This is a genomic window from Hirschia litorea (assembly GCF_042665075.1).
GTDB lineage: Bacteria > Pseudomonadota > Alphaproteobacteria > Caulobacterales > Hyphomonadaceae > Hirschia > Hirschia litorea.
Genome location: NZ_JBHTBR010000002.1, coordinates 277,830 through 303,395 on the forward strand (window position 1 = coordinate 277,830; position 25,566 = coordinate 303,395).

19 protein-coding genes and 1 tRNA gene are annotated in these 25,566 nt (G+C 45.9%); 15 read left to right on the forward strand and 5 right to left on the reverse strand.

The genetic code is table 11. The features are described from left to right. Window positions 1-36 precede the first annotated feature (36 nt). The gene (gene uvrA, locus ACFQS8_RS01435; RefSeq protein WP_382165013.1) at window positions 37-3,105 is read right to left on the reverse strand and encodes an excinuclease ABC subunit UvrA; all 3,069 of its coding nucleotides are present in this window, start codon (window positions 3,103-3,105) and stop codon (window positions 37-39) included. Window positions 3,106-3,440: 335 nt separating this feature from the next. On the opposite strand from uvrA, the gene ssb reads away from it, so the two are divergent. From ssb to ACFQS8_RS01460, 5 genes are all read left to right on the forward strand, one after another. Next, window positions 3,441-3,914, forward strand: coding sequence for a single-stranded DNA-binding protein (gene ssb, locus ACFQS8_RS01440; RefSeq protein WP_382165015.1), 474 nt, complete (start codon window positions 3,441-3,443; stop codon window positions 3,912-3,914). A 367-nt stretch (window positions 3,915-4,281) separates the two neighbouring features. Beyond that, window positions 4,282-7,194, forward strand: coding sequence for a DNA gyrase subunit A (gyrA, locus tag ACFQS8_RS01445; protein ID WP_382165017.1), 2,913 nt, complete (start codon window positions 4,282-4,284; stop codon window positions 7,192-7,194). Between the two features lie 72 nt (window positions 7,195-7,266). Continuing rightward, window positions 7,267-7,761 (forward strand): pantetheine-phosphate adenylyltransferase, encoded by a 495-nt coding sequence (gene coaD, locus ACFQS8_RS01450; protein ID WP_382165019.1) that lies wholly within the window; start codon window positions 7,267-7,269, stop codon window positions 7,759-7,761. Window positions 7,762-7,779: 18 nt separating this feature from the next. Then, entirely contained in the window at window positions 7,780-8,661 is an 882-nt protein-coding gene (locus ACFQS8_RS01455; RefSeq protein ID WP_382165021.1) for a peptidylprolyl isomerase, read from the forward strand. Window positions 8,662-8,666: 5 nt separating this feature from the next. Further along, the gene (locus ACFQS8_RS01460) at window positions 8,667-9,122 is read left to right on the forward strand and encodes a peptidylprolyl isomerase (protein ID WP_382165023.1); all 456 of its coding nucleotides are present in this window, start codon (window positions 8,667-8,669) and stop codon (window positions 9,120-9,122) included. A gap of 79 nt (window positions 9,123-9,201) precedes the next feature. Here the strand turns inward: ACFQS8_RS01460 and ACFQS8_RS01465 are convergent, their stop codons facing one another. Continuing rightward, window positions 9,202-9,729 (reverse strand): hypothetical protein, encoded by a 528-nt coding sequence (locus ACFQS8_RS01465; RefSeq protein ID WP_382165025.1) that lies wholly within the window; start codon window positions 9,727-9,729, stop codon window positions 9,202-9,204. Between the two features lie 253 nt (window positions 9,730-9,982). On the opposite strand from ACFQS8_RS01465, the gene ACFQS8_RS01470 reads away from it, so the two are divergent. The 3 genes from ACFQS8_RS01470 (at window position 9,983) to leuD (ending at window position 12,247) form a co-directional block, all read left to right on the forward strand. Further along, window positions 9,983-10,058 (forward strand) — tRNA-Lys (locus ACFQS8_RS01470). 184 nt (window positions 10,059-10,242) lie between these two features. Continuing rightward, on the forward strand, window positions 10,243-11,628 hold the full coding sequence (locus ACFQS8_RS01475; RefSeq protein WP_382165027.1) for a 3-isopropylmalate dehydratase large subunit: 1,386 nt from the start codon (window positions 10,243-10,245) through the stop codon (window positions 11,626-11,628). A gap of 4 nt (window positions 11,629-11,632) precedes the next feature. Next, entirely contained in the window at window positions 11,633-12,247 is a 615-nt protein-coding gene (leuD, locus tag ACFQS8_RS01480) for a 3-isopropylmalate dehydratase small subunit (protein ID WP_382165029.1), read from the forward strand. A 105-nt stretch (window positions 12,248-12,352) separates the two neighbouring features. Here leuD and ACFQS8_RS01485 read toward each other — a convergent pair whose 3' ends face one another. Then, on the reverse strand, window positions 12,353-13,540 hold the full coding sequence (locus ACFQS8_RS01485; RefSeq protein WP_382165031.1) for a CaiB/BaiF CoA transferase family protein: 1,188 nt from the start codon (window positions 13,538-13,540) through the stop codon (window positions 12,353-12,355). A 112-nt stretch (window positions 13,541-13,652) separates the two neighbouring features. On the opposite strand from ACFQS8_RS01485, the gene ACFQS8_RS01490 reads away from it, so the two are divergent. The 5 genes from ACFQS8_RS01490 to ACFQS8_RS01510 all read left to right on the forward strand — a co-directional run bounded on the left by ACFQS8_RS01490 (window position 13,653) and on the right by ACFQS8_RS01510 (window position 20,798). Beyond that, complete coding sequence (locus ACFQS8_RS01490) at window positions 13,653-14,582, forward strand: hydroxymethylglutaryl-CoA lyase (RefSeq protein WP_382165033.1); 930 nt, start codon at window positions 13,653-13,655, stop codon at window positions 14,580-14,582. A 25-nt stretch (window positions 14,583-14,607) separates the two neighbouring features. Beyond that, window positions 14,608-16,050, forward strand: a complete 1,443-nt coding sequence (locus tag ACFQS8_RS01495; protein WP_382165035.1) for a sodium/proline symporter — start codon at window positions 14,608-14,610, stop codon at window positions 16,048-16,050. A gap of 81 nt (window positions 16,051-16,131) precedes the next feature. Then, a complete protein-coding gene (locus ACFQS8_RS01500; RefSeq protein ID WP_382165037.1) occupies window positions 16,132-17,037 on the forward strand; it encodes a DUF1838 family protein in 906 nt (301 codons plus the stop codon). 391 nt (window positions 17,038-17,428) lie between these two features. Further along, on the forward strand, window positions 17,429-19,789 hold the full coding sequence (locus ACFQS8_RS01505; protein ID WP_382165039.1) for a TonB-dependent receptor: 2,361 nt from the start codon (window positions 17,429-17,431) through the stop codon (window positions 19,787-19,789). A gap of 70 nt (window positions 19,790-19,859) precedes the next feature. Further along, window positions 19,860-20,798, forward strand: coding sequence for a hypothetical protein (locus tag ACFQS8_RS01510; protein WP_382165041.1), 939 nt, complete (start codon window positions 19,860-19,862; stop codon window positions 20,796-20,798). A 14-nt stretch (window positions 20,799-20,812) separates the two neighbouring features. On the opposite strand, the gene ACFQS8_RS01515 is transcribed toward ACFQS8_RS01510, so the two are convergent. Then, window positions 20,813-21,262 carry an Lrp/AsnC family transcriptional regulator gene (locus tag ACFQS8_RS01515; protein ID WP_465262334.1) on the reverse strand — a complete coding sequence of 150 codons (450 nt, stop codon included), beginning with the start codon at window positions 21,260-21,262 and terminating at the stop codon, window positions 20,813-20,815. 116 nt (window positions 21,263-21,378) lie between these two features. Here ACFQS8_RS01515 and ACFQS8_RS01520 point away from each other — a divergent pair, with 116 nt between their 5' ends. Beyond that, window positions 21,379-22,425 (forward strand): PLP-dependent cysteine synthase family protein, encoded by a 1,047-nt coding sequence (locus ACFQS8_RS01520; protein ID WP_382165045.1) that lies wholly within the window; start codon window positions 21,379-21,381, stop codon window positions 22,423-22,425. A gap of 82 nt (window positions 22,426-22,507) precedes the next feature. Here the strand turns inward: ACFQS8_RS01520 and ACFQS8_RS01525 are convergent, their stop codons facing one another. After that, window positions 22,508-23,890: a flavin monoamine oxidase family protein gene (locus ACFQS8_RS01525; protein ID WP_382165047.1), complete on the reverse strand. Its 1,383-nt coding sequence runs from the start codon at window positions 23,888-23,890 to the stop codon at window positions 22,508-22,510. Window positions 23,891-23,987: 97 nt separating this feature from the next. On the opposite strand from ACFQS8_RS01525, the gene ACFQS8_RS01530 reads away from it, so the two are divergent. Next, entirely contained in the window at window positions 23,988-25,538 is a 1,551-nt protein-coding gene (locus ACFQS8_RS01530; RefSeq protein ID WP_382165048.1) for an MFS transporter, read from the forward strand. Window positions 25,539-25,566 lie beyond the last annotated feature (28 nt).

The following is a 25,566-nucleotide window of genomic DNA, read 5'->3' on the forward strand; positions in this document are numbered from 1 at the left end:
TATCGCTCGCATTTAAAGAGTTATACCAAGCCCCAACTATTTTGTTGGGGCTTTTTTCTTGTGTGTCGTTTTCGCCTTACGTGCAGCTGCATTAGTAGCTTTTGCTGCAAGTTGAGCTTTTGTTTTAGCGGGTGCTCGTGGTTTTCGTATCGGCTTGTCGTCCGTAGCCGCGTCTGTTTCTTGAGACGCTGCTATCTCTGCGCGGGCCTCTGCTTTTAGAATTGCTTTTTGGCGCGCGCTACGTTCAGCTTGGCGTTCAAGAGTTTCTTTTAGGAAGCGACCAGTGTGGCTTGCTTCGATCTTTATAATGTCTTCAGGTGTACCGACTGCAACGATTTCTCCACCACCATCACCTCCATTGGGGCCAAGGTCTATGACCCAATCGGCGGTTTTGATAACGTCAAGATTGTGCTCGATAACAATGATAGAGTTTCCATTGTCCACGAGCTCTTGAAGCACTTCCAACAATTGGCGCACGTCATCAAAGTGAAGCCCAGTTGTTGGTTCGTCCAAGATGTACATTGTGCGACCGGTTGCGCGGCGGGATAACTCTTTTGCGAGCTTGACGCGTTGAGCTTCACCACCCGACAAAGTGTTGGCTTGTTGGCCAACTTTTACATAACCAAGCCCAACACGGAACAGCGTGTCCATCTTGTTACGGATAGCAGGAACAGCAGCAAAAAAGTCTTTTGCTTCTTCGACCGTCATATCTAGGACATCTGCTATAGACTTGCCTTTATAGAGTATTTCCAGAGTTTCGCGATTGTAGCGTTTGCCGTGACACTCCTCGCAAGTGACATACACATCAGGCAAGAAGTGCATTTCGATTTTAATGACACCATCACCTTGGCATGCCTCACATCGTCCGCCCTTTACATTGAAAGAGAAGCGGCCTGCTTTATACCCGCGCGCTTTGGCTTCTGGTAACCCTGTGAACCAGTCACGGATTGGGCCAAATGCTCCCGTGTAGGTGGCTGGGTTGGAGCGTGGTGTACGGCCGATAGGGGATTGGTCAATGTCGATGATCTTATCGAGATGTTCGAGTCCTTCTAAACTCTCGTAAGGAGCAGGCGCTGCTGAAGTGTTTTGTAATTTTCGAGCCAATGCTTTGTAGAGTGTTTCGATGATGAGAGTGGATTTTCCTCCACCTGAAACTCCAGACACACACGTGAATGTACCAAGTGGAATTTCAACATCGACATTTTTAAGGTTGTTACCGCGGGCACCTTTAAGGGTAACGCATTTGGTGCGTGTCCCCCAGCGACGACGCTTGGGAATTGCGATTTCTTCGACCCCGTTTAAGTATTTTCCAGTAAGGCTATTGGGGTTGGCCTGAATCTCGGCTGGTGTTCCAGCCGCAACGACTTCTCCACCATGCACACCGGCTCTTGGCCCCATGTCGATTACAAAGTCAGCTGTAAGGATGGCATCTTCATCATGCTCAACAACGAGAACTGAATTTCCAAGGTCACGTAGGTGACGCAGTGTCTCAAGGAGACGCTCATTGTCTCGTTGGTGAAGACCAATAGAAGGTTCGTCGAGTACGTAGAGAACACCGGTCAACCCTGATCCAATTTGACTTGCAAGACGAATACGTTGGCTTTCTCCACCTGATAGTGTGCCCGACGCACGAGATAGCCCCAGATAATCAAGCCCAACATCGTTCAGAAATTTTAGACGGTCTCGGATTTCCTTTAGTATACGCGATGCAATTTCTGTCTGTTGTTGGCTGAGTTTTGTTTCGACCTCGTCAAACCATGTTTTCGCATTTTTGATAGATAGCTGTGTGATATGTCCGATGTGTTCATCGCCAATTTTCACACAAAGAGCTTCTGGTTTGAGGCGGTAACCATCACAAGCGCGACACGGGGCAGAGCCTTGATATTTGGCAATGTCTTCGCGTACCCAAGTTGAGTCTGTTTCGCGCCAACGTCGATCAAGGTTTGGAATAACGCCTTCATAGGTTTTGGTAACTTCATAGCGGCGTGCACCGTCATCATATACAAAATCAACCTCGTCTTCGCCTGTACCGTAGAGCACGATGTCCTGCACCTTTTTGGGAAGCTTTTTCCAAGGTGTTTCAAGTTTGAAATCATATTTGCGTGAAAGGGCGCGTAACGTTTGGATTTGGTATGGGGAAGATGATTTTGCCCAAGGTGCGATCGCGCCGCCTTCAAGTGTTTTATCGTGATCTGGCACGATCAGGTCCGGTGACATTTTGAGCATTTCACCCAGCCCGTCACAGGAAGGACATGCGCCAAATGGGTTATTGAATGAGAAAAGGCGCGGTTCGATTTCAGGAAGTGTGAAACCGGATTCAGGACATGAAAATTTAGAAGAGTAGATGATGCGGCGGGGCGTAGTTTCACCTTCTGCAAGCGTTGCAAATTCAGCTACGGCCAATCCATCTGCTAATTCTAACGCGGTTTCAAAACTCTCCGCAAGGCGTTGTTTCATGTTATCGCGAACAACAATGCGATCTACAACAACATCAATATCGTGCTTGAATTTTTTATCCAAAGTAGGTGGAGATTCTAGATCGTAAAATTCCCCATCAACTTTAACGCGTGCAAAACCGCGTTTGAGGAGGTCTGCGAATTCCTTACGATATTCACCTTTGCGCCCTCGCACGATAGGCGCGAGCAAATAGAGTCGTGTACCTTCATCAAGATTGAGCGTGCGATCTACCATTTGTGTAACGGTTTGGCTTTGGATTGGAAGTCCTGTTGCGGGAGAGTAAGGGATACCTACGCGTGCCCAAAGCAAGCGCATGTAGTCATATATCTCGGTTACGGTTGCAACAGTTGAACGCGGATTACGAGATGTTGTTTTTTGTTCAATAGAAATTGCAGGGGATAGCCCTTCAATTGACTCAACATCAGGCTTTTGCATCAACTCTAAGAATTGGCGCGCATAGGCAGATAGGCTCTCGACATATCGCCTTTGCCCTTCAGCATAAATTGTGTCGAATGCTAATGATGATTTTCCTGACCCAGAAAGCCCGGTCATAACAACCAATTCATTACGCGGAATATCAATGTCTACATTTTTTAGATTGTGTTCTTTAGCGCCGCGAACGCGGATGGACTTTAGTTCTGTAGACATAAAAGCATCTCTGGTATTTTGAGTGGCGGTTAGCAAGAAACGACTCTAAGGCAAGTCGAAGCTGAAAACAGACATAGTGTAGGAGCGTGAAAAGCAAAACTCTCTAACGTTAACTTTTCATAGATACGAGCATAGTGGTTATTCCGATCACATGTTTCTGTCAGCAGTCGTCCTATATTGCGTTGAATTTGACAAGACTCAAGAACAAACATAGAACATGAATCAAATTTACTGTTAACAAATGGTTTCAAACGTTAATGGGTGCTAGAATGTCTTGGTTATCACGTCTAGTGTTTCGCCGATTATACGAACAGCCGATTGGAAAGACGAATTAAATGGCCGGATCAGTGAATAAAGTTATCCTCGTGGGCAATCTAGGGCGCGACCCAGAAATCCGCCAATTTCCAAATGGTGGGTCAGTGGCAAGTTTTACGGTTGCAACGTCTGAAAGTTGGAAAGACCGTAATTCTGGGGAACGTAAAGAAAAAACAGAGTGGCACCGCGTGGCGGTATTCTCTGAAGGTCTTGTGAAGATTGTCGAACGCTACCTTAAAAAGGGATCGAAGGTCTACATTGAAGGACAGTTGGAAACTCGTAAGTGGACTGACAATAAAGGTGAAGAGAAATACACAACTGAAGTTGTGCTACGTAATTTTGGGTCAACGCTGACAATGCTTGATGGTCGTGATGGACCAAGCGGCGGTCGCGGCGTTAGTGAAGAAGGTGGCAGCTATGGCGGGGCTCCACGTCAGGTTGATGGCCCAAGAGAGGATTTCTCTGCTGATTTGAACGATGAGATTCCGTTCTAAGGCTAACATTAAAATTTTTTTCTTCTCACCTTGAAGCGGTGTTTAAAGAAAAAATGATTGAAAGCGCGGTGTGAAACCTTTGTGGTTCCATCGCGCTTTTTTGTATGTCAGACCAGATGAAAATCAAATTTCGTCAAGTTAGAGGCGTGTTTACTGATTGCTTTGTGTTGCTGCAGAATGTGATGAAAATGTCTCTATGGGGCTTTAGAAGCCGAAAAACCGATATTTGATTGTGAAAACACCGCTGTTTTGCTGCTGAACTGCATTTCTACGTTTGGTGTTCTGGTGCAAAGCATCGTAAACTAAATCTCGAATCTATAGAATCGGAGTGTTTATTTGCACTCGTCTGAATAGGTAGGAATTGCGCGTGTCTGACGAAACTGAAAACCCAGAGAATGAAAACCCTGAAACAATGAACGGGGAAGCTGGTGGGCCAGACGAACCACAACTACCTGTTCGGTTTGATCCAGGCGAGGACGGCGTTTCTCCGATTAATATCTCAGATGAGATGAAGAAGTCTTATCTTGATTACGCGATGAGCGTGATCGTAAGCCGTGCGCTGCCAGATGTACGTGATGGTTTGAAGCCAGTGCATAGACGTATTCTGTTTTCCATGAATGAGCAGGGATATACGTTCGATAAAGCGTACAAAAAATCTGCACGCGTGGTTGGTGATGTAATCGGTAAATATCACCCGCACGGTGACCAATCAGTTTACGATGCGCTTGTGCGTATGGCGCAAGACTTTTCCATGGGGCTGCCTTTGCTCGATGGTCAAGGTAACTTTGGGTCCATGGATGGCGACCCTGCGGCTGCTATGCGTTATACCGAGGTCAAGTTGGAGAAAGTGGCAAACCACATTCTCACTGACATAGACCGTGATACAGTTAACTTCCAAGACAACTATGATGGCTCAGAAAAAGAGCCCATGGTATTGCCAGCCCGATTCCCAAATATTTTGGTCAATGGTGGTGGTGGTATCGCTGTTGGTATGGCGACGAATATTCCACCACACAATCTTGGAGAGGTTGTTGACGCGACTTTAGCCATGATTGCTGAACCTGACATTGATGATGAAGCGTTGCTTGAAATCGTACCAGGACCGGACTTCCCAACCGGTGCATTGATTATCGGGCGTTCAGGTTCAAGATCCGGTCTGACGACGGGGCGTGGTTCAGTTATTATGCGGTCTAAAAGCTCAATAGAAGAGCTGAAGAATGGCCGTGAAGCTCTCGTATTTACTGAGATTCCATATCAGGTGAATAAAGCATCAGTGATTGAGAAAATTGCTGAACTCGTACGTGATAAACGTATCGAAGGCATCGCAGACATGCGCGATGAGAGTGACCGTGATGGTGTGCGTGTCGTCGTTGAGGTGAAGCGCGATGCCTCTCCTGAAATCGTGCTCAACCAGCTATTCCGTTACACGCAATTACAAACATCTTTCGGTATGAATATGCTCGCGCTGAATCGTGGGCGTCCGGAACTGTTGTCTCTTAAAGGGATGTTGCAGGCGTTTATTGCCTTCCGTGAAGAAGTTGTTGCGCGCCGTACTAAATTTGAATTGAACAAAGCACGCTCTCGCGCGCACACATTGGTGGGTCTAGCGCTTGCTGTTGCTAATATTGATGAAGTGATCAAGATCATTCGTCACTCTCCAGACCCTGCGTCTGCGCGCGCCCAGTTGATGGATCGTGCTTGGCCTGCAATGGACATGCTTTCGCTGATTAATTTGATCGCGGATCGACGTACTGTTGCAAACGAAGCGGGTGAAATCCGTCTATCGGAAGAGCAAGCTCGCGCAATTCTAGATCTAAGATTGCAACGTTTGACAGGTCTTGGGCGTGATGAAATCGGCGACGAGGCGCGTGGTCTAGCAGACAAAATTGCTGACTTGCTTGATATCTTATCTTCGCGTCCGCGCGTAATGGAGATTATTAAAGACGAGCTTACTGTTGTACGCGAAGAGTTTGCAGTCCCGCGTCGTTCGCAGTTCATTGAAGCTGAGTTGGATATGGACGATGAAGCCTTCATTGAGAAGGAAGACATGGTCGTTATGTTTACTCATGGCGGATATGCGAAACGTACGGCTCTATCTGCCTATCGCACACAGCACCGTGGTGGACGTGGACGGTCTGGTATGGGAACAAAAGAAGAGGACGCGGTAACGCGCTTCTTTGTTGCAAATACCCATACCGAAATGCTCTTTTTCTCATCTACGGGAATGGTTTATAAAACTAAAGTCTGGCGCATGCCGCTCGGGACGCCACAATCTCGCGGTAAAGCGCTAGTGAACCTGCTGCCGCTAGATAAAGGCGAAACCATTTCTTCTGTTCTGCCTTTACCTGAGGATGAAGAAGAACGGGCAAACATGAATATCTTGTTTGCAACACGGTCTGGGGGCGTTCGCCGGAACAAATTGTCAGATTTCACGCAAGTGAACCGTAATGGTAAAATCGCGATGAAATTGGACGAAGCACAAATTGCCGGCAGCGATGACGGTATTGTTGGTGTGCAGACATGTTCGCCAAATGATGATGTCATGCTGACGACTGCGCTAGGACAATGTATTCGCTTTAAGGTCGAAGATGTACGTGTGTTTACAGGTCGTACGTCCACGGGGGTGCGTGGAATACGTCTTGGAAAAGATGATGAAGTCATCTCAATGCTCGTATTGCATCACATGGATATCAATTCTCCAGAGGCGCGCGCTTATCTTAAGCATGCATCTGCAATGCGTCGTGCGTTGGGGGAAGAAGAGGGTGATGTAGAAGCTGTATCTGAGCCAGAAGGTGAAGAAGATGGAGATGAAGCTGCTTTATCGCCTGAGCGTATTGCAGAACTTGGGGCCGCTGAAGAGTTTATCCTGACCGTTACAGAGGATGGTATGGGTAAGCGTGCATCTGCTTATGATTACCGCGTAACTGGTCGCGGCGGTAAAGGCTTGATCGCGCACAAACTAAATGCTGGCCGCCGTCTTGCTGCCTCATTCCCCATTGAAGATGGTGATGAGATTATGTTGGTGACGGATGCTGGTCAGTTAATACGGACACCTGCGAAGCAAATTCGTATCGCTGGGCGTGCAACTCAAGGCGTGCGTGTGCTTCGTACGAGTGGTGAAGAGCGGGTTGTATCTGTGGAGCGGCTTGCGGAGCAAAGTGAAGACGTTGACGATGAAGGTGTTGACGTAGGTGCGGAAATTGAAGAAGTAACCAGTGATGCCGCTCAATCGGGTGAGCAAAACAGCGATAATGATGACCTATCAAAAGATGAAGAATAAAAAAATGTAGGTCAAATTGCTTTACCCAGTATTGGGTGAAGCAATTTTCCAAGTGGAAAGGGTGAGTTTCAGATGAGGATAGGTTTATATCCCGGTACTTTTGATCCAATTACATTTGGGCATTTAGATATTATCAGTCGTGCAGTCACTTTAGTTGATAAACTGGTTATTGGTGTTGCTGTTAATAATGCAAAAGGTCCGCTTTTTTCCATAGATGAGCGTGTGGCTCTCGTTGAACAAGAGACAGCTGCCTTTTCCAAGAATGCTGTGATTGAAGTTAAGCCTTTTGATAATTTACTTATCCATTTCGCTGAAACGTGTGGAGCAAATACGATTGTTCGCGGGCTTCGAGCCGTTTCTGACTTTGAATATGAATTTCAAATGGTTGCGATGAATCAGAAGATGAATGACACGATTGAAACTGTCTTTCTTATGGCTGATCCGCAACACCAAGCTGTGTCATCTCGACTGGTAAAAGAGATTGCAAGATTGGATGGAAACATAGATGCTTTCGTTCCAGATGGTGTAAGCCGTCAGTTGTATACTAAATATGGTAAGACTAAGTAGAGCAGAGCAGGAATTACTGTGATTAAAAATATAGCCTTTTCCCTTGTCGCGATGGGAGCTTTAGTAAGTGCGCCAATGGCGACAGCCCAAATAGCTTTGACTGCAGAAACGGCGCAGGCGGATCCAGCGAGCTGGAGAAGTGTTGATCTTGAGAATGTTGTGATTTTCAAAACAACAAAGGGCGATATCTATATTGAGTTGGCTCCCGAAATAGCTCCAAACCACGCAGCACAAATTCGTAAAATTGTACGTTCTGGACTATATAGTGGTACTCAGTTTCACCGCGTTATATCTGGTTTTATGGCGCAGGGTGGTGATATTGCTGCGACATTGGGACGTGAGCCTGAATTTGACAATGTGAATGGCGAATTCGTGTTTCGGCGTGATCCCAACGCTATGGAGCTAACGCCGATCAACGATGCAGACCGCGTTAAAAAGCAGTATACTGGCTTTTACAACGGTTTTCCTATTGAAACCCGCCAAGATGAGTTAGCAAATTATTCTGAAGACGGCCTTGTTGAAAGTTGGATGCCACACTGTCCTGGTGTTGTATCTATGGCAAGAACGAATGACCCCAATAGTGCGAAAGACCAGTTCTTTCTAATGCGTGATGAGTCTGATTTCTTGAACCGTAAGTATACGCCTTGGGGACGGATGCTTAAAGGTTTGGATGTTGCGCGTTCATTAGCGGTTGGTGAGCCGCCAGTTCGTCCTGATATCCTTACTTCAGCTGTTATGGCTTCTGATCTATCGTCAAACGAGCAACCTAAAATCTGGGTTTTGCGCCATGATAGCCCTTTATTCTCCACGTTTCTTGATGAAACGGGAAGAAATAAATCAATTTGCGATTTGCCACAAACACCGTCAATCGTATCAATTCCCGAAAATGAAGAAGGATAATTCTTATGAGTGACGCTCAAAACACGCTCATCTTTACGCTTGATGGCGGAGATGTGAAAATTAGCCTCCGCCCGGATCTTGCTCCAAACCATGTTGCACGGATCAAGGAACTTGTGGGTGAAGGTTTTTATGATGGTTTAACGTTTCACCGCGTCATCGACGGTTTCGTAGCTCAAGGTGGTTGCCCAGATGGAAATGGTATGGGTGGAACAGGCCAAAAAATAAAAGCTGAATTTAATTCTGGTAAACATGTGCGAGGTGCCTGTTCAATGGCGCGTGCGCAAGATCCTAACTCAGGTGATTGTCAATTTTACATCTGTTTGGATGATGTTTCTTACTTGGACGGCCAATATACTGTTTGGGGAGAAGTGACAGATGGTATGGAGCATGTTGATGCTCTGCCTAAAGGTGAGCCGCCACGTGCTCCTGGTAAGATTATCAAAGCGGTAATTGCTGCTTAAGTTTAATCTGTGAACGATTATCTAAAATAGTAAAAGGCCGCGCTAGTTTTTGGCGCGGCCTTTTTTTATTCTGTGACGCCTAGTTCGGAGTTGTTTTACGGTATTCTATTTCCACCTCTTCAGCTTCTTCAAATATTTGTATCTCTGGTGAGGCAGGAGGAATGCAGCCACGCTCCATGCCGATTCCTTTTAAGTATGAGCGTCGTTGCAGGCCTTTCTCATATGCTTGACGTACCCTTTTATCGTGCTTTTTAGCACCTGTTGCACGTCGCACGACACTTCTAAAGGGGATAGCATCAGAGGTCAGTCCTCGAACCGTGTCTAATGCGTAGTCAGCAACTTCTTCGCCTATTTCTTCTCCTGCTTCTTCAGAAAGTGTGGGGTCTTCTTCGTTTTGAGATGGCGCATCGCTATCGGGACCAAGAATTTCGGTAAGTGCATTCACTTCGTTTGCTATCGGATCACATCCGATTGGTACAGCACCATAGGGTGTGCGCATATTCTTTAACGCGTCAGGTATTTGTTCTCTGCGTATATTTAGGTCGCTTAGTGGCTGTAAGGTGGCATCACCGATTCCATCTTTAGTGCGGGTTTTTGCAGTGTCCATTGAGCCTGAAACGACAGTGGAGGAGTTTTTTTTTGCCGTCGCAGTGGAGCAGGATGAGACAAGAAAGGGGGTTAATAAGATATTAAAAACTAACAGCTTTTTCGATATGTTGCGCATTAATTTTGACTCGCAGAAAGGAAAGAAGTGACCATTTAAACCAATCATTTATTGAGCACAGAAAAAAAATTGAAGAAAGCTCCATTTTCATGTTGACGTATCAGATATCCATACGTATGTTCCGGCCTCTTCTTGGGTGCCCGTAGCTCAGTCGGTAGAGCAATTGACTTTTAATCAATGGGTCACAGGTTCGATTCCTGTCGGGCACACCATTTTCTTCTAGTGTTAGTTAGTAACACTAAGAAGGGAAATTTTTCTCCATACATTAAGTATCAACTGTCGCTCATTATCCTGATTATATGGGATTTTGTGTTCTTTCTGTGTTTTCACATAAAATTGGTTTCCACATTGCATTGCATGCTTTAAAAGATATATCATTATGTTTTGGAGAATGATGTGAAAGAGACCCTTTTCGATAAACTCTGGCAGTATCACCGCGTCGCAGATGCAGGAGATGGCTATGATCTATTAGCAATTGATCGCTTATTGCTCCACGAGAGAACGGGTGGAGTGGCGCTGAAAGAATTGGCTGCCCGAGGTTTGAAATTAAAAGACCCAAATCGTGTGTTTGCGATAATGGATCATATTGTGTCATTCCGAGCTGGACGTAATCGTGATGAGGCAAGAAGCCCTGGGGGTGAGGTGTTTATCACGCAGACGCGTGAGAAGGCGCTGGAAGCTGGTATTCACTTAATAGATACGGATAGTTCGCACCAAGGCATCGTACACGTTGTTGCACCTGAGATGGGAATTGCGCTGCCTGGATTATCAATGGTTTGTCCTGACAGCCACACTTGTAGCTTAGGCGCTTTAGGTGCGCTCGCGTGGGGTATTGGTTCAAGTGAAGCTGAACATGTTATGGCTACAGGTGCTATTCGTGCAAAAAAACCAAAGCAAATGCGTGTGCGCGTCAGTGGTGATTTGCCAGTAGGAGTAAGCGCCAAGGATTTAGCGCTCTATATGATTTCCAAATATGGTGCGGCTGGCGGACAACGTAGTGCCATAGAATTTTGTGGCTCAACGATAGAAAATATGTCTGTAGAAGGACGACTTACACTTTGTAATCTAGCTGTTGAGTTCGCGGCGTTCACTGCTGTAATTGCTCCAGATCAGAAGACGTATGATTATGTTGCAGGAAAGTCATTTTCTCCTGACGGTAAGAATTTAAGCGATGCTCTAAAACGCTGGGATGGATTGTTTACTGATTCTGAAGCTGAGTTTGACTTCGCAATCGAGATAAAGGCTGAATCTGTCCTCCCTCAAATAAGTTGGGGGACCAGCCCTGAGCATAGCTTTGCACTAAATGATACAATTCCAGAAGCGGCAGACCAACGCGCGTTGGATTATATGGGTTTGAAAGCAGGACAAGGTATTGTTGGGAAGCCAATAGGCGGCGCATTTGTGGGGTCGTGCACCAATGGTCGGTTGAGCGATTTAAGCGCTGCTGCAGAGGTACTCAAGGGGCGTAAGGTTGCGGAAGGTGTGCGCGCTGTTTGTGTGCCAGGTTCCAAAGCTGTGAAGGCTGAAGCTGAAAAATTAGGTTACGATAAGATTTTTAAGGCTGCTGGATTTGAATGGGGGGAGCCTGGGTGTGCGATGTGTTTTTACGCGGGTGGAGAAACCTTCGCGCCTAAAACGCGTGTGGTGTCGTCTACAAATAGAAATTTTGAAGGGCGTCAGGGACCAGGTGTGCGTACTCATTTAACAAGCCCGGCCGTGGTTGCTGCATCGGCCGTTGCAGGTGCTATTTGTGCGCCGTCTGATCTTGACGGGAGGGGCTAAAATCATGGGTATGAAGTTTAGAAAACACTCCGGTGTTGCAGCACCTTTATTGATAGATAATATTGATACGGATCAGATTATTCCGTCTCGAGAAATGAAAACTGTAAGTAAAGAAGGTTTGGGCGAAGGGTTGTTTGCTGGCTGGCGCTACACAAAGCCAGGTGGGCGTGACCCAGATATGAGTTTCATACTCAACCAACCCAATATGGCTGAAGTTAGTATTCTGATTTCGGGTAAAAATTTTGGATGCGGATCGTCCCGCGAGCATGCGGTATGGGCATTGGATGAGTTTGGTATCCGCGCCATTATTGCAAAGTCTTTTGGTGAGATTTTTCAAGCTAATTGCGTTAGCAATGGTATATTGGCACTTAGCTTATCCGATGAGGATATGGATACTCTGGCTAAAATTGCCGGGAAAAGTGAAATCAACATCGATCTGGAGGCTCAAACAGTTAGCGCAGATGCTTTGCCTGATTGGACGGCTCGGTTCGAAATAGGTGCATACCCTAAGCGTATGCTGCTTGAGGGGCTTTGCCCAATCCAGATGACGTTGAAAAATAGCGATCAAATCGATGCGTATATTGCTAAAGATAGCAATAATCGCCCATGGTTGTACTAAGGTTTAATGTGCTGAATATGTTTAGAAATATTCAATCCGTTATGAGTTAGATTAAAAAAGCCCAGTGAGTAACTCACTGGGCTTTTCTGTTGTAACTATGGGGGGCTAAGCTAAGTCGATAAGCCCTTTTTCTCTAAGGTTGGAGATTTCCTCTTTGCTCAGACCAAGCGATTCAAGGATAGATTCAGAGTGCTCACCAATTGCCGGCGGGTTCTGATAAAGCTCTGGACGAGAGCCATCTACTGAAATTGGCAGCGCAGGCAGAGCAATATCTCCACCATCAGGAATAGTCATATTTAGAAGGCCGCCACTTTCTAAAAGGTGCGGATCATCAAAGAGATCTTCAGGTCGCATAATTGGTGCAAATGGAAGGCCCGTTTTTTCGAGAAGCTCCATCAACTCTTCTTTGGTAAAGGTGAGGAACAACTCTCTTAGGCGCGGTATTATTTCATCCCGTTTGGCGACGCGGTTGTTGTTCAGCGCCAAATGTTCATCTGCAGCCCAATCATCTAGTTTGAATGCAGTACAGAATGACTTCCATTGCGTGTCTGATACAACGCCGACAAAGACCTTTTCTTCATCCTTAACGTCAAATACATCATAAACAGCCCAAGCGGATATGCGAGCTGGCATTGGTGCGGCAGGTTGGCCTGTCACTGCAAATTGAGCCATATGTTGTCCCACAAGGAAAACAGTGGTTTCAAAAAGGGAAGCGCTTACGTGTTTCCCTTTGCCTGTTGCGTGACGTTCATTCAGGGCGGCCAATACAGCAATTGCGCCGAACATACCGCCAGTGACGTCAATTACTGATGCACCTGCACGGAGGGGACGATTGGGTGGACCTGTCATATATGCAAGACCACCCATCATTTGCGCGATTTCATCTAGCGCCGTGCGATGAGAATATGGACCGTTCAAAAAGCCTTTTTCGGAGCAGTAGATAAGTTTGGGGTTTAAACGGGAAAGGTCTTCATAGCCAAATCCTAGTTTATCCAATGCGCCAGGTCTAAAGTTCTCGATAAATACGTCTGCATCTGCGATCAGCTTTAGGGCAAGAGCTTTGCCTTCATCTGACTTTAGATCTATCGATAAACTTTTTTTGTTTCGGTTATACATCGAGAAATAACCTGCGCCTGAACCGCGCAATCGTCGTGTCTTGTCGCCACCAACAGGTTCGACCTTGATTACTTCAGCCCCTAAATCGGCCAACATCAAACCAGCAGCAGGCCCCATCACCATGTGGGTGAACTCAACCACTTTCAAACCGGACAGGAGTGATGCGGAATTTGTCATTTTTTTCTCCCTAATCAAACCTAAATTGGAGGTTTTGATTGTTTACTTGCGTTTAATTGATATATCATTTTAAGAAAAGGTCACTCCCTGACTGCAAATAAGGATGAATAAAATGTCTGCCTCAACGGTTTTAATCAGTGAAGTTGGTCCGCGTGATGGGTTGCAAAACTGTAAATCAATAATGCCTACTGAATTGAAAAAGCAATGGATTTCTGAGTTAGCCGCGTGTGGTATTCGGGAAATCGAAGTTGGTTCATTTGTATCACCTAAACTTTTGCCTCAAATGGCAGATACAGGTGAGATAACGCGATACTCAAAGACAATTAAGGGCTTGGAAGTCGCGGTTTTGGTGCCAAATCTGAAGGGAGCTCAACTGGCAATTGATTCTGGAGCGGATAAAATTACGCTTCCAATGTCAGTAAGTGAGACCCATTCAATTCGCAATATTCGTCGTACACATGACCAGTTGATAGATGAAGCAAAAGCTATCTCGGAATTGATACAATCTCTTCCTGAGAACGAGCGTCCGCATTTTGAGGGATCATTATCAACTGCTTTTGGATGTACCTTAGAGGGGCAAATCGCAGAAACAACAATTTTGAAATGTGCAGAGCGATTGATGGCAGCTGGCTGTGATGAAGTCGGTGTGTCGGACACAACAGGGTATGGTGATCCAAATTCTGTAAAAAGGCTTATTCGTGCCGTGCGCGCCACTATTGGAGCTGACAAACTAACAGGTGTTCATTTACACAACACACGCGGTCTGGGCTTGGCAAATGCGTTGGCGGCGTATGATGAGGGTATAGTGACCTTTGATTCGTCTCTTGGTGGGCTGGGTGGATGCCCAACAGCGCCGGGGGCGAGCGGTAATATTGTTACTGAAGATCTTGTTTTCATGTTTGAATCAATGGGCGTGAAGACGGGTATTGATCTTGATGCGCTTATGAAAACGCGTGAAACTTTACAAAATGGCCTACCAGATGAAGAATTGTATGGGTTTACACCATTGGCAGGTTTACCTCTAGGTTTTAAAAAAGCTTAGTAATATCAGTTATTAGGGGGTGCCGATGAATGTATCTGCACTGATTACGCTTATTGTATATGCGTGTGTCCTGTTGGGTGTAGGCGTTTGGGCAGCTCGTAAATCTCAGTCTGAGGATTCGTTTCTTTTGGGAGGCCGAAGCCTCGGGCCGTGGGTTGCTGGTCTTGCATATGCAGCCTCCAGCTCTAGTGCTTGGGTCCTTCTGGGGTTCTCCGGCTTTGTTTATGCTGTGGGGGTGTCGGCCGTCTGGATGGTACCAGGTATACTTGCAGGATATGCTGTGATCTGGCTCTGGTCTGGCCCTGTTTTGCAGAAAGCGAGTCTTGAGGGCGGAAATCTTACTCTGACGGATTTTTTAACCCACGGGGCAGATAAACGTATCGCCGCTTTTATAAAAATAGCGGCATCTTTGATGATCGCATTCTGTTTTTCATATTACGTTGCATCTCAGTTTCAGGGAGCTGGCGTCGCGTTTGATGGTCTATTTGGAACCGGATTATCAACAGGTGTGCTAATCGGTGCCGCCATAATTTTGGCCTATACTTTCTTTGGTGGATTTTTAGCGGTTTCAGTTATTGATACTATCCAAGGCATTCTAATCGGTGTTGTCGCGGTTATACTTCCGGTTTTAGCCTTTTTGGAAGCGGGCGGGTTTTCTGGCTTGAAAGAGGCGATCTCCATTGTTTCGGAAGATCCAAACTCTCAGAATTTTTTACACGTCTTTGGTGGGCGCACTGGTTGGATAGCGTGTGGATTTGTGACTGGACTTATGGCGACAGGGTTTGGCGCTTTAGGACAGCCACACCTTACAGCTTGGATTATGGCAACAAAGGATACCAAATCTCGCATCACAGGCGCATTTGTCGCGATAGGCTGGGGAGCTGTTGTGTATGCAGGTATGGCCGTTTTGGGACTATCTGCGCGAGCGATACTGGGGAATGAGGCTGAAGCTGAATCGATCTTTTTCGTACTGGCGGGTGATTTGCTACCAATGATATTATCAGGCGTCATAGCAGCAGCGACTTTGTCGGCAATTATGTCGACAGTTGATAGTCAGCTATTGGTAGCTGGCGCATCAATTAGTCATGATCTAGGCGTTTCCCGTATCTTTAAGGGGCGTGATGTGCTGGCGTTGCGGTGTGGAATATTGGTTGTATGTATTGCAGCTGTGTTGATTACCCTCAATTTTCCATCTTCCATATTTGCACGAACCTTATTTGCATGGGTGGCGTTAGGTGCGTCTTTTGGGCCAACAGTCGTTGTGCGTTCGGTCGGCCGGGTACCAAAAGGATGGGCAGTTTTAGCATCAATATTAATTGGGTTTGCTTTGTCACTCTTATTTGAGTTTGTTTTAGAAGCTGGCCCAGGTGCGGTTTGGGCAAGGAGTATACCTTGGATCGGGGCGTTTCTTCCCTTTATTGTCTCGGAAGTGATGCCCGCCTTACTACGGAAAAGCGTAACAAACTAGACGGAAAAGCGTAGAGAAAAGGGTTGGCATTTATCGATAAACATGCATATCTGTAATGGTATATCATTTTGGAGGAAATGCATGTTTAATCTAACTCGTATGGCAACGATCGGTCTGTCGTTTGTTGCTTTGTCGGCGTGTGCCAGCGTCGGCATGGCTAAAGAGCCTCTGCTTGATCCAGCAGATTCTAAAAACACACTTCACATCATGCGGAAGCTGCAATGCTCCACGATTGATAATGAGCCAGCAGTTTATGCGTGGGATGGTGTTGCGTATGCGCGTCGTCAGGGTGAAAAAGACCTTCACATGTTTGATGTGGAAGGCATGAATATCCGTCAATGTACAGCGATTGAATCTGATGATGGAAAGAAAGGTTTCCATCTCGTTTCCCGTGAGATCCTGCTATATTTGGATAAAGACACGGGCGAGGTATTAAAAACTTGGGATAACCCTTGGACTGGTGAAACTGTCACTGTGCAGCATGTAGCAAATGATCCAGTAAACTTCAAAATGTACGAAACTAACCGTAATGGTGAGCCAGCGGTGTGGAGTGGAGTTGTAAGCGGCGGAACATGGTGGAACCGCAACACATTCCCGCTTTGGTATCCAAGTCCACTTGGAGGTGAATACCAAAAAGAAGTTGGTGCGACATATCACGCGACAGAAATGTTCAACTTTTTTGGACGTACAGACGATCTGCTAGACCCGAAAACAACTACAGCTAAAATCAATGTAGGTTGGTCTCGTATATCTGATTGGCTTCCATGGATGAATATGAATGGTCGCGAAGGTGTTCTCTATATGCACACTGCAGGGCGTAAACTTAGTCAATTTGATGAGTTGTCCGATACAATGAAGAGCGAAATCGCGAATCATTATCCAGAATATGCTGAGCCGCCACCAGCAGGGGACCCACGTAAAAACATGACGAGCTGGGAGTATTACAAACAAGTGACGGAAGGCAGCATTGAATTGCCTAAAAGATAGTCACTAATGCTTTAAAACTGACAGGCTGGCCGGAGAAAAAAATTTCCGGTCAGCTTTTTTTGTGTTCATTTGATATATCAATTGAATGATGATCATAATCCTAAGTGTGGTGAGTATTTTCGATATTCTGGAGGTATTTGATATATTTTTTAAAATATATATCTTTTTTAGGTAGTTTTGATGATTATTTACACAGATTTAGGGGGGTATGTCCGCATTTTAAGTGTGACTTTTGGGTATCAATAGGCGTGGAAACGCACATTCCCTACTCTGAAAGGGGCTTGCAAAGCGCCATGATTTGGTCAGAGTAAATGATATACCAATCAAGAAAGTGCGGTAAAACACCCGGTAACAGGGACCGTTCTTTCTCTGTCTCGGAGGAGGAGATACCATGAGTAAGAAGGTTTTATTGACCACTGCAGCAATCGCTGTGATGGCAAATGCCCAACCAGTTTTTGCGCAAGCAGCTGATGGGGATAATACAGCCACTGAAAAGAAATCTATTCAATCAACTATCGTTGTAACGGGTCGTAAGAAAGCGGAGACTCTTCTTGAGGCACCAATTTCTGTATCTGCTTTCAATGCTGAGATGCTTGAAGCAGCAGGTGCAATCAGCGCAAAAGATATTGCTGACCTAACACCAGGTTTGCAAATTGAAGGTGATTTGGGACGTGAGTCTGAGCGTCCAGTTATTCGTGGTGTTGCCAACATTCAAGCAACTGTGTCTCAACCTGTCGGTTTGTATATTGATGGTGTGTTCGTTCGCTCGGGTCTTATTTCTTCCATGCTTGATAATGTTGAGCGTGTTGAGGTGCTTAAGGGGCCACAAGGTGCACTTTACGGACGTTCTACATATGGTGGTGTTATCAACTACCTTACTAAGAAGCCATCAGAAGAATTTGAAGGCAATTTTTCAGCAACTTACGCACAGCATGACCAAGTTGAGCTTGGCGGAAACATTTCTGGTCAGATACTTCCAGGCGTAAATGGTCTTATCGGTGGTCGCTATTACACCTATGGCGGTGAGTACGACAACGTGAATGATAACACTCGCGGTGCTCGTGATGTTGGTGAAGAAAATACAACAGCTTACTATGGTGCATTGAACTTCGTGCCAGAAAGCATGCCAAAGTTTGAAGCTAATATCCGCGGATATTATTCAAATGATGAAGATGGTCAGTTCGCTGGTCACTTGTATGGAACACCTTTCAACAACTCAGTTCCTGCTGGTGGAAATGCGTGTCCAAATGTTATCCGTTCATATTTCTGTGGCACGGTTTCTACACCAGATGAGTTAGATATCGCGACTGCAGTGAATCAAGGCGATGTCTTGAATGTGACTGGTCCAGCTGGGCCAGCGGTAGCAGCTTGGGACTTTAGAGCCGGATCTGAGCGTGAAACGGCCCGTATCTGGGGTGATGTAAGCTATGATCTTACAGATGATATTACAGTGCTTTACCAAGGTGGTTACACTAAAGAATCTAGCCACACAATTTTGAACCAGTCTTACTCCCCAGTTGTGGTTGGTAACTCATTTGGTTCGTTCTATTCTGATTGGGTAACTGACGACCGCAACAAAACAGAATACATGTCACACGAAGTTCGTTTCAACGGATCTATCGGTGATAAGATTGAATGGTTGGGTGGCGTTTTCTACTATGATGAAGAAGACGAAAACACAGACCGCTCAATCCTTGAAGCAGATCTTGGATTTGGTGGACTAAACAAGCTGAACGAAAAATCTATTTTTGGTTCTATCGAGTTTAAACCAATTGATGCGCTGTCTATCGGTCTTGAGGGACGTGCATACGAAAGTGAACGTGACACGACACTTGTTGCAGGTGGAAATGCTGTTGGTGATACACTTTCAAAAACCGAAGATGGTTTCACATACCGTGTAACGGGTGACTACACTTTGCCAAACGGTGGTTTGCTCTACGCAAGTGTGTCTACAGGTAATAAAGCAGGTGGTTTCAACTCCGCTGTTGATCCAAACGATCCTAACGAAGCTCCATTCCTAGAGTATGATGAAGAGCTTGCAACTCAGTATGAAATTGGTTTCAAAACTGATTATGCTGACGGTCGTGGTAACTTCACAGCTGCTATTTTCCGCACTGAACTTACTGACCAGCAGTTGAGCCAAGTTGTAATCTTTAATGAAGGTACACCACAGCAGACACAAGAAACAGTTGTGTTGAATGTAGGTGAAACTGAAATTAATGGTTTCGAGTTGGATACAACATTCGCTGTAACAGACAACCTAACAATTGGGGCGTCTTGGGCAACAGCTGATAGTGAAATCAAAGAAGGTACTGACGACGCTCAAAGAACCACTATCGATGATATCGATGATGGAATTGTTGGGCCAGGTACAGGTAGCCTTGCAGGTTATAAAGTTCCACGTGTTTCTAAGAACTCTGGAGCTGTGAATGCTAGCTACACATTCGGTGATGTAGGTGGCTGGGAAAACACTATCCGTATGGACGGTATTTACTCATCATCTCGCTATGCACAAGTGCACAACCTTCAAGAAACGGGTGACCGCTTCAAGTTGAACTTGCGCTACACATTGGGCCATGACGACAGTGGTACACAGCTTGTGTTCTGGGGTAAAAACGTTCTGGACGATGATACTGCAAGCAACGTATTCCGTTATGTTGACCCAGGTAACTTCAGATTCTTTGGTCGTGCACACGTTGTGTTCATGCCTAGAGGACGCCAAGTTGGTGTGACATTGAAGAAGTCATTCTAAGCTTAGTTAGATAACAAATTGAAGAGACGAGCTTTAGCGGTTCGTCTCTTCTTTGTTTTGGGAGAAGATTATGAAATTGAAACACTTTTTGTCGTTCGCAGTCTTTGTGAGTGCTTGTACGACAGCCCCAATTATAGCTGAGCCAGCAGCAGAAGAAGTGGCTGTTGCGGGGTGGTTGAAAAAAGACTTTGCCGAGTTTTCTGGTTTGCTTGAGGGGCGCTGGGATAATGAGCGGCATATATTCTTTGCAGAAGATGCTGGTGTGGATTTGAACTCTTTGGCACCGCGCCAACACATTGAGTTCCAACCGATTTCTGCTGAAGAAGATTCAGATTCTATGCCGTCTGAGTTTCAATCTACTGAACTGTTTCAAGACGAAAACCCGATTAGCCTGCGTCATGTTTTATCAATAAATGCGGATAAAAAGACGATTAGACAGACTATTTCTAGTGTTCTGGATGGGGGCAGCTCTACGCCTGCTGGATGCGTGGTTGAATGGAGGCGCCAAGGTGATCAATTCGTGGGTGTGGGCAGCGGAAGCACTTGTGGCGAGTTCTTTCGACATGAGGGTGATGCGACGTCGCAAAACGTAGAAATGACACTTTCGGATTCCGAATTTTGGGTCACGAGCCATGGAGGTGATGTGCCTGTTGAATCTCGTTTCAGAAAAGCGCGTCCGTTTGAGTGTTGGGCGGCGGTTCTGCGTGGTGCAAAGCATGGCGATAGCGGCAAGGGGATGAATGATTGGTACTTCAAGCGCGGCGTCAAGATTCATGACCAGGGCGGTGAAGCCGTTCTTGAGACAGACGAAACACCATCTCATAAGGTGCGCCTTAAACTCCGTGATGTCGATTGGACTTACGGGACAAATCGCCCATCTTTGACGTTATATGTCATGGAAGGGGATGATGATCGTGCAGTGTCCTACACTTGGGCAGAAGGCGGCGCAGACCGAATTGGTATGAACCTGCGTTGGATTCAGGTGAGTTGTACTCACGAAACGAAATAATTTTAGGCGTGGAATTAGACCGGCAAAACAGTCGTGTTTTTGATGCACTCCATTGCGAATGTTGCGCTGACGTCCGAAATTTCCATGTCTGAAATGATAATTTTGTAAACACGGTCATAATCAGCGACCGTGTTTACAACTATCTTGAGAAGATAATCTACATCGCCTGCCATGCGGTAAAATTCCATCACTTCGGGAATGGCGCGCGTTTTCTCTGTGAATTTTTCTAACCATGCTGCGGAGTGGTTGTTGGTACGAATTGCTACCATCACTGTTTGACCCAATTGCACGGCATTGGGATCAACGATCGCTACACGCCCTGTAATAACTTTCGTTTCTTCAAGATGTTTGACACGTCGCCAGCATGTATTGACTGACACATTCACCTTAGCTGCAATAGTTTCTAGCGAATGAGTCGCGTCAGATTGTAATAATCTCAATATTTGGCGATCTGTGTTATCAATCATATCATTTTTCCATTAAATATCGAAAATTCTCCCCAATATAAAAGTATACCCTTTGTATTTTTAGAATGCAATTTGATCAGACCTAAATGATAATGAAATCAGGAGATTTTATTATGGCTGATACACTACCACTGGACGAAGACTTTTCGGTTCAAGACCGTTTCAATAGTCTGTCAAATCTTATTGGTCGCACACCCTTACTGGCGGTGCACCTAAGATGGCGTGGACAGCGCCGTGTTGTTTACGCAAAGGCCGAACATTACAGTCTTACCGGTTCGATCAAAGATCGGATGGCTTACAATATTCTTCGGTGTGCGAGCGAAAGTGGCGCATTGAAACCTGGCGATCTTATCGTTGAGGCTACAAGTGGTAATGCTGGTATCGCAGTTGCGGCACTTGGGCGTGCACTTGGTCATAAAGTTTGTATTTATATGCCGGACTGGATGAGTTCAGAGCGTAAATCACTTCTTCGTTCAATTGGTGCCGAATTACACCTTGTGAGCAAAGAAGAAGGTGGCTTTCTTGGATCTATCGCTGCGACTGAAAAGCTTGCTGCTGAGCGCGGTGATGTTTTTCTGCCGTGCCAATTTAGTAATAGAGACAATTGCGGCGCTCACGAATTACAAACTGGCCAAGAGATTTTGAAACAATTGGCCTCTATCGGCAAAGTCCCTGATGGCTTCGTTGCCGGTGTGGGGACAGGTGGCACCATTATGGGTGTTGGCCGTGCACTAAGAGCTGCAAATTCAAACGTTGCAATTCACCCATTGGAGCCATCTGAATCACCGACGCTTACAACTGGCTATAAAGTGGGTGCTCACCGTATCCAAGGTATATCAGATGAATTTATTCCAGCTATTGTTGATCTTTCAAAGACTGATAGCGTTGTGTCTGTAAGTGATGGCGATAGTATTATCATGGCACAAAAATTGGCTTCCCAATTGGGGCTTGCTGTCGGGATTTCTTCCGGTGCAAACTTGATTGGTGCTTTGATGGTTCAAGATAGGCTGGGTGTAAATTCCACTGTTGCAACCGTATTTGCGGATGACAACAAAAAGTATCTCTCAACTGACTTGGGACGTGAAGAGCCGGTGAAACCTGAATATATAGCTCCTGAAGTTGAGCTTATCGGGTTTGAAGCTTTGCAATGTCCAGCATGATCTAGCTTTTATAGTCTCTCAACGGGGTGTACGCATTCCGAACTTTACCACTCATCTTTGATATAAGATGAGTGGTTTTTTATTAGGCATTGATCGTGTCCAGAATTTCAAATGCTGAGCGTTCACCAGATTCCATCGCACCCTCCATACCAGTATGAAGGTGAGACATGTGTTCGCCAGCAAAGTGCAGGCGTCCTGCTGGTTTAGACATTGTATTTGCAATTTGGGCTGCTTGCTTAGGTGCCCAATGCATATATGCACCGCCAGATAGAGGTTGGTTTTTATCCCATCGTACAACTTTAGCCGCTTTCGTTTTTGCACCGCGTAAGTCATGCATGGTTTTGACCGCAAGTTCACCCCATTCCTGATCTGATATATCGGGTTTAGTACCTGTACCATTGATCCAGCATGTTAGAGATATCGTTTCCCCTTGTGAATTTTGGACAGGAAAAACTCGTTCTATAGGTGTATCAGTCCACATTTGAATTGGCAGCCCGTCCTTTTCCCAAAAAGCATTTTCTACAGTTAGGTGAACTTGCTGAATTTGCGTGTAAGGAATGGCTGCAATGGCTTCTTTGTTTTCAACGCTTAATGGCGCGTTGATTTTAAGGTTGCGTGTCGCCGGAAGAGGGAGTGCACTGATAACATAGGAAGCACGTAAACTGCCGTTTGAGGTATGTACATCCACGCCAGAAGCATCAACATCTATACCTTTTACCAGTGTATTGGTGCGCACATCTCTTAAACTGGCCGCCATTGCTTCTGGAAGGCGTTGCGCGCCGCCCTCTATTTCACTGCCAAATGCATCAGCTGTGAAAATTTTAAGGCTTCTCCACACGTTTAGCATGGCGTAGCTGTCCAAAGAATTTGCATTCAGTGCGATATCACACAATCGAATACTTTCCTCGTTAAACCCGTTCTTAGCTAAAAAATCTTTGGCTGAAATATCTTTGTCAGCGGTCATTTCCCTCCAGGCGTACTCATCCGCAAGAGGGTTTTCTTTCATTGCAGTGAGGAAAATAGCTGAATCAGGCGTGGCGTGTTTGAATGACTCGGGAAAGGTGTTTTGAGTCGAATTTGCCCATTCTTTTGCGTTAAACAGCTTTCCATCTAACGCCATGGTTTTTCCCCTAGAACCATTTGTGGGCGTATCGATTATGTTGACTCCAAGATCAGATGCAGTCGATCGGATACGAGCGTAACTTTGACCTATTTGCTGTCCGCCAGCTTCTGGACGACCTGGAACATCGTCGAGGGTGTACATTCGTCCCCCAATTTTGCTGCTGGCATCTAGAACGATGACGTTTGCGCCCTCGCTTTCCAAAAGGCGTGCGGCATTTAAGCCTGATAATCCGGCTCCAAGTATGATAACGTCAGCGTCAAGGGCCTTTTTTGCGGCAGGAGCGCACGAAATTGAGGCAAGTGCCGCGCTTGATAGTATTATTTTACGTCTTGTCCAATTCACTGGCTTGATCTCTCTCGACATACTGTTGAAATGATATACCATTAAGTCCTATAAAGTTGTGTCTGCCAAGGGCATCAATAAATTTCGGGAGGTGAAATTGGCGAATAAAAGTGAATTTAGTGAGGGCTGGCCAGTCCTAACAGCTGCGGCTGTTGGGGTTGGATTGGGTCTCTCGCCATTACCGTTTTACACTGTGGGTGTGTTCATCCCGCCATTGATGCAAGAGTTTGCGCCAATGGGGTGGAGTGTAGGTGACATCCTTAATGCGCTTGCAATATACACTTTTGGTGCTTTTGCGGCTGCGCCGCTAGTTGGTATGGTTGCTGAGAAATTCGGAGCACGTAAAGTTACTCTGATTTCTATCATAACATTTGGCCTGTCCATGATGTCATTGGCTTTGAACAATGGTTCTAAGCCACTTTATATCTTCTTATGGTTTCTGCTGGCGTTTGCGGGTGCCGGAACGTTGCCCGTTACGTTTACGCGCCCTGTAGCTAACTGGTTTGTGAAGAATCGAGGGATGGCGTTAGGTATAGCGTTGATTGCGACGGGTGTATTCGGTGCACTTGCTAAATTTTACGCGCAATTTATCGTTTCCAACGAGGCGTTTCATATAATTGGTAATTCTGGGTGGCGTTCGGCATATGTGATGCTGGGCTGTTTGCCGCTGGCTATTGCACTGCCTATGGCTTGGTTGGGCCTAAGGGATGTGGATGATGTGTCTGCTAAAGATGCCAACATTACAAAGTTCAAATATCCTATCCTAGCCGTTTCTATGATTGGTACGCTGATTTTGGTCACACTTGTGATCAAGCAGGTGACGCCGCTAGTGGGGGCGCATGGCCTTCGATTAGAGTATTTTATGGCCTATGTATTTTGTGCCATGGTGCTAATTCCCGTCTCCTTAATGTTGCTTCTAGATATCAAAAAAGCGCCGCCGCAGGTGGAAAAAGGGACTGTTGTTGTTTTGCCGGGTTTGACGCTGATGGAAGCGTTCAAAACATGGCGCTTTTGGGTTTTGGCTATAAGCTTTGTGCCGATTTCGTATTCAGTCGGTGCGATTATTCCAAACATTGAACGCGTACTCACATTCAATGGTATTAGCATGGATGAAGCGGTTGGGCTTGCGACACTTACAGGTCTGGCTGTGTTGAGTGGCCGTATTATAGGTGGTTATCTGATTGACCGCTTTTGGGCACCGGGTGTTGCATTCGCGTTCCTTGCCTCTCCTGCCATTGCTTTGTGGATGCTTGCTCAGCCGGGTGTGGATGCGACAACAGCGACGATTGCTATTTTGATGATTGGTTTCGGTGCGGGTGTGGAGTATGACTTCATGGCGTTCATGATCTCAAAATACTTTGGCATGAAAAGCTATTCTGCGATCTATGGTGCGATTTACGGATTCTTCGCGTTAGGTGCGGGGCTTGGGCCCTCAATTATGACGGATATTGCTGATGGTCGAGGGATCCACTTCTTGGGTGCAAACCTTGGAATACTTCCCGGACATGATTGGCACTTCACATTGGTCTCGGCCGCGATTGTGTTGTTTGTGTCTACGATACCGCTCTTGTTTTTGGGTAAGTATCAATATGATTTCGAAGACCACAAGAAAAAGAAAACAGCAGAAACAGAAGTGGCCGCTGAATAGCGGCCACCCTTGGTCTTTAAAAAATGCT

What these genes read in the sequence shown, in the direction of transcription:
- ACFQS8_RS01485 (WP_382165031.1), bottom strand. Translation starts at nt 13,540, where the DNA reads ATGACAAATTCCGCATCACTCCTGTCCGGTTTGAAAGTGGTTGAGTTC.
- ssb (WP_382165015.1), top strand. Translation starts at nt 3,441, where the DNA reads ATGGCCGGATCAGTGAATAAAGTTATCCTCGTGGGCAATCTAGGGCGC.
- ACFQS8_RS01510 (WP_382165041.1), top strand. Translation starts at nt 19,860, where the DNA reads ATGAAATTGAAACACTTTTTGTCGTTCGCAGTCTTTGTGAGTGCTTGT.
- ACFQS8_RS01490 (WP_382165033.1), top strand. Translation starts at nt 13,653, where the DNA reads ATGTCTGCCTCAACGGTTTTAATCAGTGAAGTTGGTCCGCGTGATGGG.
- ACFQS8_RS01465 (WP_382165025.1), bottom strand. Translation starts at nt 9,729, where the DNA reads ATGGACACTGCAAAAACCCGCACTAAAGATGGAATCGGTGATGCCACC.
- ACFQS8_RS01505 (WP_382165039.1), top strand. Translation starts at nt 17,429, where the DNA reads ATGAGTAAGAAGGTTTTATTGACCACTGCAGCAATCGCTGTGATGGCA.
- ACFQS8_RS01520 (WP_382165045.1), top strand. Translation starts at nt 21,379, where the DNA reads ATGGCTGATACACTACCACTGGACGAAGACTTTTCGGTTCAAGACCGT.
- leuD (WP_382165029.1), top strand. Translation starts at nt 11,633, where the DNA reads ATGGGTATGAAGTTTAGAAAACACTCCGGTGTTGCAGCACCTTTATTG.
- uvrA (WP_382165013.1), bottom strand. Translation starts at nt 3,105, where the DNA reads ATGTCTACAGAACTAAAGTCCATCCGCGTTCGCGGCGCTAAAGAACAC.
- ACFQS8_RS01460 (WP_382165023.1), top strand. Translation starts at nt 8,667, where the DNA reads ATGAGTGACGCTCAAAACACGCTCATCTTTACGCTTGATGGCGGAGAT.
- ACFQS8_RS01500 (WP_382165037.1), top strand. Translation starts at nt 16,132, where the DNA reads ATGTTTAATCTAACTCGTATGGCAACGATCGGTCTGTCGTTTGTTGCT.
- ACFQS8_RS01495 (WP_382165035.1), top strand. Translation starts at nt 14,608, where the DNA reads ATGAATGTATCTGCACTGATTACGCTTATTGTATATGCGTGTGTCCTG.
- coaD (WP_382165019.1), top strand. Translation starts at nt 7,267, where the DNA reads ATGAGGATAGGTTTATATCCCGGTACTTTTGATCCAATTACATTTGGG.